Raw genomic sequence first — 12,323 nt, 5'->3', positions numbered from 1 at the left:
ATAGAGGGTATCTATTTCCCGGGAGGTGACTATGATTGCCAGCAAATTCGGTATCGGCCAGCAGGTCCGCCATTCCCTGTTAGGTTACCTCGGAGTGGTCGTGGATATCGACCCGGAATATTCGCTTGATGACCCGTCACCTGATGAGTTGGCGGTTAACGACGAACTTCGCGCCGCTCCCTGGTATCACGTGGTGATGGAAGACGATAATGGCCTGCCAGTACATACGTATCTGGCTGAAGCACAGTTGAGTAGCGAGCTACAGGAAGAACATCCAGAGCAACCATCGATGGATGAACTGGCACGGACAATCCGTAAACAGCTCCAGGCTCCACGCCTGCGCAACTGACAACATTTCTCCGGCCTACGACAAACACCGTTGTAGGCCGGATATACAATGCGCCATCCGGCAACAGTACAACCTTACTTCGCTAGTCCCAGTCTGGGGATTTCAATCGCCGGGCAACGATCCATCACTACTGCCAGGCCCGCATCGCGCGCCAGCACGGCAGCCTGCTCATTAATCACGCCAAGCTGCATCCACAAAGTCTTCGCACCAATAGCAATAGCCTCCTGTGCGACTCCCCATGCTGCTTCTGAGTTTCTAAAGACATCCACCATATCCACTTTCTCTGGTACGTCTGCCAGTGTCGCATAGCCCTGCTGCCCCAGCAGCGTTTTCCCGGCAACTTTAGGAGACACGGGGATAACGTGATAACCCTGATCGAGTAAATACTTCATCACCCGATAGCTCGGGCGATCGGGTTTATCGCTTGCTCCTACCAGCGCAATCGTACGGGTAGATGTCAAAATGCCAGCAATATCGGTCTCTTTCATCGTCTTCCTCCAGGCTGTTTTGCAAAGTGTACGACAAAGCTGACGTCGCAACCATTCATCCCATACTGGCGCATGAGAGCTAAACTAGAAAATATGTCTATATGTTAGTAAACATGATTGTCGAAAAATTTAGATACATCTTATACAGAAATCTTCTGGACAGGAGAACCTTATGAAAACCGGCATTGTGACAGCCCTGATTGCTCTGTTTTTGCCGGTAACCGTTTGTGCGACCTCTTTGCGCCTGTCTAATGATATTGACCTGCTGGTGCTGGACGGAAAAAAGGTGTCCAGCTCTTTACTGCGCGGTGCCGACAGTATTGAGCTGGAGAATGGTCGGCATCAGCTTGTCTTTCGCGTTGAGAAAACGATTCGTCTCTCCAGCCATGAAGAACGTCTGTATATTTCTCCTCCGCTGGTCATCAGTTTTGATACTCAGTTGGTTAGTCAGGTCAATTTTCATCTCCCCCGTCTGAACAACGAACGTGACGCAACGCATTTCGATGAAGCTCCCCGTGTGGAACTATTAGATGGCGATTCCATGCCCATTCCGGTCAAGCTGGATATTTTGTCGATTACCTCATCGGCAAAAATCGTGGATTATGAACTCGAGACTGAACGCTATAACAAATCGTCTAAGCATGCTTCACTCCCACAATTTGCCACTATGATGGCAGATGACAGCGCATTGCTCTCAGGGGTCTCTGAACTGGATCGGGTGCCGCCGCAGTCACAAACACTCACCGAACAGCGTTTGAAATATTGGTTTGGCCAGGCCGATGCGCAAACACGAAGTAATTTTCTGCAATGGGCAGAGAAACAGCCACCCTCATGACGTTTATGTTCACCTACGCATTTTTTTTGTCTTTCTCTTGCAGCGTCAAACGCTTCCAGTACTCTGTAATAAGGTTAACTTGGGAGCTGTACTATGGAACTGACGACTCGCACTTTACCGGCGCGTAAGCATATTGCGCTGGTTGCACATGATCACTGTAAACAGATGCTGATGAGCTGGGTGGAACGCCACCAGCCATTGTTAGAAAAGCATGTCCTCTATGCGACAGGCACGACAGGAAATCTCATTCAACGCGCGACCGGCATGGATGTCAACGCCATGCTTAGCGGTCCAATGGGCGGCGATCAGCAGGTCGGCGCACTGATCTCTGAAGGGAAAATTGATGTGTTGATCTTCTTCTGGGATCCACTCAACGCCGTGCCTCATGATCCGGATGTTAAAGCCCTTCTGCGCCTGGCCACAGTTTGGAATATTCCGGTTGCCACCAACGTATCTACCGCCGATTTTATTATCCAGTCGCCAAACTTCAACGATGCAACGGACATCCTGATCCCGGATTACGCCCGTTATCTGGCAGAGCGCCTCAAATAATCGCCAGACAGGCGGCCGCCGTCGCCGCCTGTTCTTCAGGGTTTTCTCGCTACCGGGACATCCAGTTGTTTTAGTTCATCAACAAAACAGGATGGCGCGTCTTTATTAAACAGCAACCACACCCGATGCCGGGCACGGGTAAGTGCCACGTAGAGCAACCTTCTCTCTTCTGCATCCGGAAAATCCTCGACCATTGGCAGTAATGCTTCTTCCATAATCGACTCACGGGCCGGGGCCGGAAAACCATCGTTGCCATCATGAAGCCCAACGACAATGACATAATCCGCCTGCTGTCCTTTACTGGCATGAATAGTCATAAAGTCCAGTTGTAGTTTGGGCCAGCGGGTCGCTGCTTTCTCAAGACTGGCAGGTTTGAGGTGGTGATATCGCGCCAGCACCAGTATGCGTTCTTCTGCTTTCGCAAAGCCGGATAGCTTATCCAACAGCGCATCCAGCTGACTTTCATCGAGCAGAGTGACGGCTTTCCTGTCGCCTGCTGTCAGGCTATTGAGCGGTTTTTTAAGCTGATGCGGGTTTTGCTGGATAAACCGATTGGCTATTTCGCCAATACGACTATTAAAACGGTATGTTGTATCCAGATCGCAGCGATCGCCCTCACCAAAGTGTTGCCGGAAGGCGGTAGTTAACGAAAGTTGTGCACCACTGAAACGGTAAATGGCCTGCCAGTCATCCCCTACGGCAAATAGCATGGTCTGTGAGTTTTGCTTGCGCAATGCGGCTAACAGGGCGGCGCGCTGTGGGGAGATATCCTGAAATTCATCAACCAGGATATGCTTCCAGGGGCTGATAAAGCGTCCCTTCTCCAGAATGACAATCGCCTGATGGATCAATCCAGAAAAATCGACGGCATTCTCTTCTTTCAGAGCACTCTTCCAGGCCTTGAGTAACGGCGCCATCAGCTTTATACGTTTGCTGAACAGGTCGCGGATCGCCTCCGGCGCATTGGCGATCATCTCCGCCTGTGCTCCACCATGTATACGCATCAGGCTAACCCAGCGATCCAGACGTGAGGCCAGACGACGTTGTAATTTTTCATCGTCCCAAAAATTGCCTTCTGGCACAGACCACTGCATTTCTTCTTCTAACCATTGTCGCCAGCCTTTAGCCTGAGCCTTTTTCTCATTGCACTGCTGACGCCAGGTTGTTATAAATAGTTTGTTGCGAGCGGCGGCATCATTTTCCAGCTTGCTCACTGTTGGAACTTTTTTGCTACCTTGCGAAATAATGTACAACGCCAGTGAATGGAACGTCCGTGCAGTGACGTCTTGCGTCTGCAGCCGTTCGCGAATGCGATCATCCATCTCCTGGGCTGCTTTGCGTCCAAACGCCAGCAACAGGATCTGTTCAGCCGCCGCCTCTCCTCGAGCAAGCAGCCAGCCCGCACGGGCGACCAATACGGATGTTTTGCCGCTTCCGGCCCCTGCAAGTACCAACAATGATTGCTCACCGTTCACTACCGCACGCGCCTGAGCAGGGTTCAACGGCGAAGATTCAATATGCTGGAAAAACTCAGCATACTCTTCCAGCATTGCATCGGTGTATGCCTGATTGTGCTGTAAGCGGCAGGCTTCAATGTCCTTTAACCATGCCTGGCATTGGTGCAACGCCTCACGGCAATTATCAAATTCTTCCAGTCGGTTGATCGGGAGCGGGAGCGCGGCAAAGGCACGGCGGATCTGCTGCTGCAGCCCTGACGTTTGTTCGCGCGTCAGCCATTTGTTATCACTGGTACGCGCCGCGATCGCATCCAGCTGTTGCTGTAAAACTCCCGCAGCGACGTCGCTCATCTCCTGGCTCCACTGCTGCCAGAGGATGTTCAGATGATGGTGGAAACGTTGGGTTTCCGCCCATTCAGTGCCGTGAAGGCGTACAACTTTATCATCAGAAAGCACAAATTCCAGCTCACCCCATACCAGGCCCCTTTTACAATGGATAGCCAGTAACTGATTGAATGGAATAAGATATTCATGACGGTCGCCAGAGACTTTAATGCCGGCATTGAGAATAACGGCCCGATCGTAAGGGTGTTGCGCCAGACGTTTTCCCAGAGAAGTTGCTTTCAGTTCCATAAGACTTACGCGGATCCACACGAAGAGGTTTGCTTATCAGTGTAACCGCCAGAGAAAACGTGCTCCAGCCCAAAAAAACGTTACAATTGCCAAACTCACAGAAAACCAGAGTTAACCGAGGGTTTATGCGTACTGTTCTGAATATTTTAAATTTTGTGCTTGGGGGATTCGCCACCACCTTAGCCTGGTTACTGGCGACGTTAGTCAGTATCGTGCTTATCTTCACACTACCCTTGACCCGCTCCTGCTGGGAAATCACACGCTTGTCGCTGTTCCCCTACGGTAATGAGGCGATTCACGTTGATGAACTCAACCCGGCGGGTAAAAACGTGCTTCTGAATACCGGCGGTACGCTGCTCAACATTTTCTGGCTGATTTTCTTCGGCTGGTGGCTGTGCCTGATGCATATTGTTTCCGGTATTGCCCAGTGCATTACGATTATTGGTATTCCGGTTGGTATTGCGAACTTTAAAATCGCCGCAATTGCACTCTGGCCCGTTGGTCGTCGCGTGGTTTCAGTCGAAGTTGCCCGTGCCGCACGCGAAGCCAACGCGCGTCGTCGCTTTGAATAATCGGAACTGATGGCCTTTATGTTAAGTCCACTGCTTAAACGCTATACCTGGAACAGCACCTGGCTGTACTACGTGCGGATTTTTATCGCGCTCTGCGGCACTACGGCGCTGCCGTGGTGGCTGGGTGACGTCAAACTGACCATCCCGCTCACGCTGGGCATGGTTGCTGCCGCGCTGACCGATCTGGACGATCGGCTCGCGGGCCGTCTGCGTAATTTGATTATTACGCTGATCTGCTTTTTCATTGCTTCGGCTTCCGTCGAATTGCTCTTCCCTTGGCCGTGGCTTTTCGCAATTGGATTAACGCTTTCCACCAGCGGCTTTATTTTGCTGGGGGGCTTAGGTCAGCGTTATGCGACCATCGCCTTTGGTGCATTACTGATCGCCATTTACACCATGCTGGGAACATCACTGTACGATCAGTGGTATCAGCAACCGATCCTGCTGCTTGCAGGCGCCATCTGGTATAACCTTCTGACGCTCATCGGTCACCTTCTGTTCCCGATTCGTCCACTGCAGGACAATCTGGCACGCAGCTACGAACAGTTGGCACACTACCTGGAGCTGAAATCCCGCCTTTTTGATCCCGACATTGAAGATGAAAGTCAGGCCCCCTTGTATGAGTTAGCGCTGGCCAATGGGCAACTGATGGCGACGCTGAACCAAACAAAAGTATCATTACTGACCCGTCTGCGCGGTGACCGCGGACAGCGAGGAACCCGCCGCACACTGCATTACTATTTTGTCGCGCAGGATATTCACGAACGCGCAAGTTCCTCACATATTCAGTACCAGACGCTACGCGACCATTTCCGTCACAGCGATGTGATGTTTCGTTTCCAACGACTAATGTCGATGCAGGGACAAGCCTGTACGCAACTGTCTCACTGCATTTTGCTACGCACCCCTTACCAGCACGATCCACACTTTGAGCGAGTCTTTACACATATAGATGCTGCCCTTGAGCGCATGCGTGCAAGCGGTGCCCCTGCAGATCTGCTCAATACGCTGGGATTCTTACTATCGAACCTGCGGGCTATCGATGCGCAACTGGCCACCATTGAGTCTGAACAGGCTCAGGTACTCTCGCGCAATGAGTCAGAAAATCAGCTTGCCGATGACAGTCCGCACGGATTCAGTGATATCTGGCTGCGTCTGAGTCGCAATTTTACGCCAGAGTCGGCGCTGTTTCGCCACGCGGTTCGCATGTCTCTGGTGCTCTGCGTCGGGTACGCCATTATCCAGATAACGGGCATGAACCATGGCTACTGGATCCTGCTGACCAGCCTGTTTGTCTGCCAGCCCAACTACAACGCCACACGACATCGTCTGGCGTTAAGGATTATCGGCACATTAGTCGGGATAGCGATTGGACTGCCCATCCTGTGGTTCGTCCCATCGCTGGAAGGGCAATTAATACTGCTGGTGATCACCGGCGTGCTCTTTTTTGCTTTCCGCAATGTTCAGTACGCACATGCCACAATGTTTATCACGCTGCTGGTATTGCTGTGCTTTAACCTGCTTGGTGAAGGGTTTGAAGTCGCACTGCCGCGCGTCATCGATACGCTGATTGGTTGTGCCATCGCATGGGCAGCCGTCAGTTTCATCTGGCCAGACTGGCGCTTTCGCAACCTGCCACGGGTGATTGAACGGGCGACCGATGCAAACTGTCGTTACCTTGATGCCATTCTCGAACAGTATCATCAGGGGCGAGACAATCGCCTGGCATACCGTATTGCGCGCCGCGATGCGCATAATCGTGATGCGGAGCTGGCATCCGTGGTGTCGAATATGTCGAGTGAACCGGATGTCACTGCCCAAACGCGCGAAACGGCATTCCGCTTGCTGTGCCTCAACCATACCTTTACCAGTTATATCTCGGCACTGGGCGCACACCGTGAACAGTTAACCAACCCGGACGTTCTGGCATTACTGGACGATGCCGTTTGCTATGTTGATGATGCACTTCATCATCAACCCGCTGACGAGCAGCGCGTATACCAGGCGCTTGAAGGACTGAAGCAACGGATTCAGCATCTTGAACCACGCCCGGACAGTAAAGAACCACTGGTCGTACAGCAAGTTGGCCTATTGATAGCGCTACTACCAGAAATCAGACGATTACAGCAGCAAATTGCCGCATTGCCGTCTAGTACACCGGTTCAGGCGTAAGAGAACTCACCCACTCCACAAGCTCCTGGCGACGAATCGCCGGGAGCGCCGCCTCATGAATTCCCCCAATTGCGCCTTCAAGGGCATAGAGTATTTTCACCGTCAGGGCGGGATTAACCTGTCGCAGTTTCAACCAGCACATTTTTGCCCCCAACATGCGTAATGTGCTTTCATCTTTTATACCTGCTTCATTCAGCAGGGTTTCCAGATGGAATGTCATGTTCGGCAGTCCACGCAGGCGATGCTGTGCAAAACGACTTTGCTTTTCTTTTAACGCCGCATCCAGTGAATACCGTGATAGCGACACCAGTTGTTGCTGGTTTTGCCACAGCGTATCGTTCACCTGATAATAATTGAGCACCACCGGACGTCCACGTTTTATAAATGTCAGCCAGACAGGGGAATGTTTTACACAGTACTGCGCACTCTGTTCACAGGCCCGAAGATATAACTCGCCACTGGCGACCATGGCGAATACCGTGTCCTCAACCGTCAGGCTATAACCCCCAAACAGCGATCGATAACGAATAGTCCCCAATGACGCCAGATATTCTTGTGATTTATAGATCCTTGCATAAGAAAGTTTTTTCATAAAAATCCTTTTAAATCATAACGTAATAAAATGATTTGCAGTAGCGGATCCGTTAATGACGAAAATAGGCAACTTATTCGCAAGGGGCAAGATGAATTTTGTTTTTCCCGTAACAACAACCAAAAACTGCGAACCTGTTTCAGAAAATAAGGTTGATCTTTGGTTATAGCAGGGTTACTGTATATCCATACAGTAACTCACAGGGCTGGATTGATTATGTACACTTCAGGCTATGCAAATCGTTCTTCGTCGTTCTCTTCCACAGCAAGCAAAATTGCGCGCGTGTCGTCAGAGCACACTACCGCTGGGCTTATCAGTGAAGTGGTCTATCGCGAGGACCAGCCCATGATGACGCAGCTCCTGCTGCTTCCCCTGCTTCAGCAATTAGGTCAGCAGTCGCGCTGGCAGCTGTGGCTGACGCCTCAGCAAAAACTAAGCCGGGAGTGGGTGCAGTCGGCCGGGCTTCCATTGACGAAAGTCATGCAAATTAGCCAACTCTCTCCCTGCAATACGCTGGAATCTATGGTTCGTGCGCTACGCACGGGTAACTACAGCGTCGTAATTGGCTGGCTGACGGAAGAATTAACCGAAGATGAACATGCCGAGCTGGTAAAAGCAGCAGATGAAGGCAATGCGATGGGATTTATCATGCGTCCTGTACGCGCTCAGACACTTGCGGGGAGACAGCATTCCGGGCTAAAAATTCACTCGAATTTGTATCATTAAGTAAAATTAGGATTTATCCTGGAATTTTTTTTCACCCTCAAATTCGGCTTTGAGCTTTAACACCTTTTTTGTGAGAACGCCTGTGTGAAGCGGTTTCCGCGATAGTAGCTGTACAATTAATCATCCACAAATGTTAAATATTGTGTATACAAGCCTTTTTTTTTCATATGCCTGACGGACTTCACACTTGTAAGTTTTCAACTACGTTGTAGACTTTACATCGCCAGGGGTGCTCGGCGTAAGCCGCAGATATCGGTAGAGTAACTATTGAACTGGTCCCCGGGTGAAGGATTTAACCGTGTTATCTCTCTGGAGATATTCATGGCGAATTTTGGATGATAACGAGGCGCATAAAATGAAAAAGACAGCTATCGCAATTGCAGTGGCACTGGCTGGTTTCGCTACCGTGGCGCAGGCCGCTCCGAAAGATAACACCTGGTATACTGGTGCTAAACTGGGTTGGTCCCAGTTCCATGACATCGGCAACAATCAGATCAACAACAACGGACCGACCCACGAAAGCCAACTGGGTGCTGGTGCGTTCGGTGGTTACCAGGTTAACCCGTACGTTGGTTTTGAAATGGGTTACGACTGGTTAGGTCGTATGCCGTACAAAGGCAACACTGAAAATGGCGCATTCAAAGCTCAGGGCGTTCAGCTGACCGCTAAACTGGGTTACCCAATCACTGACGATCTGGACGTTTATACCCGTCTGGGTGGTATGGTTTGGCGTGCAGATGCTAAAAACAACGACGGCTTCAAAGACCACGACACTGGTGTATCCCCAGTATTCGCTGGCGGCGTAGAGTATGCAATTACTCCTGAAATCGCTACCCGTCTGGAATACCAGTGGACCAACAACATCGGTGACGCGAACACCGTTGGTGGTCGTCCAGACAACGGTCTGTTGAGCGTTGGTGTTTCTTACCGTTTCGGCCAGCAGGAAGAAGCAGCTCCGGTAGTTGCTCCGGCTCCGGCTCCGGCTCCAGAAGTACAGACCAAACACTTCACTCTGAAGTCTGACGTTCTGTTCAACTTCAACAAAGCAACTCTGAAACCAGAAGGCCAGCAGGCTCTGGATCAGATGTACAGCCAGCTGAGCAACCTGGATCCGAAAGACGGTTCCGTCGTTGTTCTGGGCTTCACTGACCGCATCGGTTCTGACGCTTACAACCAGGGTCTGTCTGAGAAACGTGCTCAGTCTGTTGTTGATTACCTGATCTCTAAAGGTATTCCTTCTGACAAAATCTCCGCACGTGGTATGGGCGAATCCAACCCGGTTACCGGCAACACCTGTGACAACGTGAAAGCTCGCGCTGCGCTGATCGACTGCCTGGCTCCGGATCGTCGTGTTGAGATCGAAGTTAAAGGCATCAAAGACGTTGTAACTCAGCCTCAGGCTTAAGTTATCGTCTTATAAAAAAACCCCGCCTGGCGGGGTTTTTTTTCACCTACATATCATGCAAAAGCACAGACACGCTCCATATTGACGTTACCCGTACCCTACTCTTTACCCAGTAACGCCTGTAGATCCTGTTTCAATGTCGACATCTTGTTCGCATACTTTTCTTTATGTTCCGCATCTTCAATCAACTGCACAATCGTTTCTGAGAGCGTTTTACCACGTCGCTGCGCAAGCCCGGCTAAACGCTGCCAGACCATAAACTCCAGATCGATCGATTTCTTACGCGTATGCTGATGTTCTGCATTAAAGTGCCGCTTACGCCTCGCCCGGATCGTTTGCTTCATACGATTGAGCAGTGCTGGGTTCATGTATTCTTCAATCCAGGCGTTGACCCGAACCGGTTCATTTTCGAGGGTTAGCAACAAATCAACGGCTTCTTTGGCAGCGCTGGCTTCCACATAGCGGGTAATCAACTCCCCCTCGCGATGCTTCTTCACCAGGTACTTCCATTTCCATCCGCTTTCAAGATTTTCAAGTTGTTGATATTTCATTGCGATCTCAATGTTACCGTGTAACTCTTATCAGAATATCAGCTTTTTCGGCATCTGAAGAAAAGAATATCCAGCCTGTGAACTGTCGCTCGTCATCACATTCGTTTAGCGGCGCTTTCCACGTGTGCAGTGCTGATGGTTACGGTATAATCTCGTTTTTTACAACAGACTAAAAAACATCAACTTTGACCATTACGAAACTTGCATGGCGTGATCTGGTTCCTGATACCGATAGCTATCAGGAAATATTTGCACAGCCGCACGTCACTGACGACACCGACACCTTACTCAGTGATACTCAGCCACGTTTACAATTCGCGCTAGAGCAACTTCTTCAGCACTGGGCTACGTCCTCGTTTATGCTGGTGAAAGCGCCCGAAGAGCTGGAGTATCTCAATCTTATTGCAACGGCTGCACGTACCTTGCATGCGGATGCCGATAAGTTAACCGGGGGGCATTACGATGTATCCGGCCACACTATTCGTTACCGCGCAGCAGAGAAAGCAGACGACAACTTTGCGACGTTAACTCAGGTGGTTAATGCTGACTGGGTTGAGGCCGAACAACTGTTTGGCTGTCTGCGCCAGTTCAATGGCGAAATTACGCTGCAACCGGGACTGGTCCATCAGGCCAACGGCGGTGTGCTGGTTATCTCATTGCGCACACTTCTGGCTCAGCCGTTGTTGTGGATGCGCCTGAAAGCCATTGTCAGCCACGAACGTTTTGACTGGGTGGCCTTTGATGAGTCTCGCCCCCTGCCAGTCTCCGTCCCTTCTATGCCGCTTAAACTGAAAGTGGTGTTGGTCGGCGAACGTGAATCGCTGGCAGACTTCCAGGAAATGGAACCAGAACTGGCAGAACAGGCTATCTACAGCGAATTTGAAGATAACTTGCAGATAGTGGATGCCGAAACCATGACACAGTGGTGTCAGTGGGTAACGCATACTGCCCGCCGCAACAATCTGCCCTATCCCGCTGCCGATGCCTGGCAGGTTCTCATCCGCGAAGCCGTTCGCTATACCGGCGAACAGGATACGCTGCCGCTTAATCCGCTATGGATCACCCGCCAGCTCAAAGAAGTGGCCCCTCTTTGCGACAGTGATACCTGCACTGCGGAGCAATTGAGCCTGATGCTTGCTCAGCGTGAATGGCGAGAAGGATTCCTCTCTGAACGGATGCAGGATGAGATCCTGCAAGAGCAGATCCTCATTGAAACGGAAGGCGAGCGTATTGGGCAAATAAACGCCCTGTCGGTGATTGAATTTCCAGGTCATCCCCGCGCATTTGGTGAACCTTCACGAATCAGTTGCGTCGTGCATATTGGCGATGGCGAATTTACCGATATTGAACGTAAAGCCGAGCTGGGCGGAAATATTCATGCCAAGGGTATGATGATTATGCAGGCGTTCCTGATGTCGGAACTCCAGCTTGAACAGCAAATACCGTTCTCTGCCTCTCTGACATTTGAGCAATCATACAGTGAAGTAGACGGTGACAGCGCCTCTATGGCAGAACTGTGTGCGCTAATAAGCGCCCTCGCTGACGTTCCCGTCAATCAAAGCATCGCGATAACCGGTTCTGTCGATCAGTTTGGTCGTGCTCAACCTGTCGGCGGTCTGAATGAGAAAATTGAAGGCTTCTTTGCCATCTGCCAGCAGCGTGAATTAACGGGGACTCAGGGTGTGATTATCCCTGCAGCCAACGTCAGACATCTGAGCCTGCCACCCGCACTGTTGCAGGCTGTTGAAGAAGAAAAATTCACTATCTGGGCAGTAGACGACGTGACCGATGCGCTGCCACTGCTATTAAATTTGGTGTGGGATGGAGAAGGTCAGACGACGCTGATGCAAACTATCCAGGAGCGTATTGCTGCGGCAACGCAACAGGAAGGCCGTCACCGTTTTCCATGGCCGCTACGTTGGCTGAATTGGATTATTCCGAACTGATCGGACTTGTTCAGCGTACACGTGTTAGCTATCCTGCGTGCTTCA

Annotated in this window: 12 protein-coding genes; 8 read left to right on the top strand and 4 right to left on the bottom strand. The window is 50.9% G+C overall.

Annotated elements, in window-relative coordinates:
• Window positions 1–31: 31 nt before the first annotated feature.
• Window positions 32–349: a heat shock protein HspQ gene (hspQ, locus tag AL515_RS09740; RefSeq protein ID WP_005123508.1), complete on the top strand. Its 318-nt coding sequence runs from the start codon at window positions 32–34 to the stop codon at window positions 347–349.
• A 74-nt stretch (window positions 350–423) separates the two neighbouring features.
• Here the strand turns inward: hspQ and AL515_RS09735 are convergent, their stop codons facing one another.
• Window positions 424–837, bottom strand: a complete 414-nt coding sequence (locus tag AL515_RS09735) for a CoA-binding protein (RefSeq protein WP_006685217.1) — start codon at window positions 835–837, stop codon at window positions 424–426.
• Window positions 838–1,009: 172 nt separating this feature from the next.
• Here AL515_RS09735 and csgI point away from each other — a divergent pair, with 172 nt between their 5' ends.
• Together csgI and mgsA are read left to right on the top strand one after the other, a co-directional pair.
• Entirely contained in the window at window positions 1,010–1,672 is a 663-nt protein-coding gene (gene csgI / locus AL515_RS09730; protein WP_048212105.1) for a curli synthesis inhibitor, read from the top strand.
• 93 nt (window positions 1,673–1,765) lie between these two features.
• Window positions 1,766–2,224 carry a methylglyoxal synthase gene (gene mgsA / locus AL515_RS09725; protein ID WP_048212106.1) on the top strand — a complete coding sequence of 153 codons (459 nt, stop codon included), beginning with the start codon at window positions 1,766–1,768 and terminating at the stop codon, window positions 2,222–2,224.
• 35 nt (window positions 2,225–2,259) lie between these two features.
• Here mgsA and helD read toward each other — a convergent pair whose 3' ends face one another.
• Entirely contained in the window at window positions 2,260–4,314 is a 2,055-nt protein-coding gene (gene helD, locus AL515_RS09720) for a DNA helicase IV (protein WP_061067639.1), read from the bottom strand.
• A 125-nt stretch (window positions 4,315–4,439) separates the two neighbouring features.
• On the opposite strand from helD, the gene AL515_RS09715 reads away from it, so the two are divergent.
• Window positions 4,440–4,886 (top strand): YccF domain-containing protein, encoded by a 447-nt coding sequence (locus tag AL515_RS09715; RefSeq protein WP_005123514.1) that lies wholly within the window; start codon window positions 4,440–4,442, stop codon window positions 4,884–4,886.
• A gap of 18 nt (window positions 4,887–4,904) precedes the next feature.
• Window positions 4,905–7,058 (top strand): YccS family putative transporter, encoded by a 2,154-nt coding sequence (gene yccS / locus AL515_RS09710; RefSeq protein ID WP_048212108.1) that lies wholly within the window; start codon window positions 4,905–4,907, stop codon window positions 7,056–7,058.
• On the opposite strand, the gene AL515_RS09705 is transcribed toward yccS, so the two are convergent.
• A complete protein-coding gene (locus AL515_RS09705; protein WP_048212109.1) occupies window positions 7,036–7,650 on the bottom strand; it encodes a TfoX/Sxy family DNA transformation protein in 615 nt (204 codons plus the stop codon). The genes yccS and AL515_RS09705 overlap by 23 nt on opposite strands.
• 216 nt (window positions 7,651–7,866) lie before the next feature.
• Here AL515_RS09705 and sulA point away from each other — a divergent pair, with 216 nt between their 5' ends.
• Window positions 7,867–8,376: an SOS-induced cell division inhibitor SulA gene (sulA, locus tag AL515_RS09700; RefSeq protein ID WP_040231828.1), complete on the top strand. Its 510-nt coding sequence runs from the start codon at window positions 7,867–7,869 to the stop codon at window positions 8,374–8,376.
• A 355-nt stretch (window positions 8,377–8,731) separates the two neighbouring features.
• Window positions 8,732–9,781: a porin OmpA gene (gene ompA / locus AL515_RS09695; protein WP_048212110.1), complete on the top strand. Its 1,050-nt coding sequence runs from the start codon at window positions 8,732–8,734 to the stop codon at window positions 9,779–9,781.
• Between the two features lie 98 nt (window positions 9,782–9,879).
• Here the strand turns inward: ompA and matP are convergent, their stop codons facing one another.
• Window positions 9,880–10,332: a macrodomain Ter protein MatP gene (gene matP / locus AL515_RS09690; protein WP_005123520.1), complete on the bottom strand. Its 453-nt coding sequence runs from the start codon at window positions 10,330–10,332 to the stop codon at window positions 9,880–9,882.
• Window positions 10,333–10,517: 185 nt separating this feature from the next.
• Between matP and AL515_RS09685 the strand changes: the two genes are divergently transcribed.
• The gene (locus AL515_RS09685) at window positions 10,518–12,278 is read left to right on the top strand and encodes an AAA family ATPase (protein ID WP_048212112.1); all 1,761 of its coding nucleotides are present in this window, start codon (window positions 10,518–10,520) and stop codon (window positions 12,276–12,278) included.
• Window positions 12,279–12,323: the final 45 nt, after the last annotated feature.

The organism is Citrobacter sp. FDAARGOS_156 (assembly GCF_001559235.2).
In the GTDB taxonomy this organism is placed as follows: Bacteria; Pseudomonadota; Gammaproteobacteria; order Enterobacterales; family Enterobacteriaceae; genus Citrobacter; species Citrobacter youngae.
The sequence above is the reverse complement of the archived record's forward strand: the minus strand, read 5'-3'. Positions and strand labels throughout refer to the sequence as shown.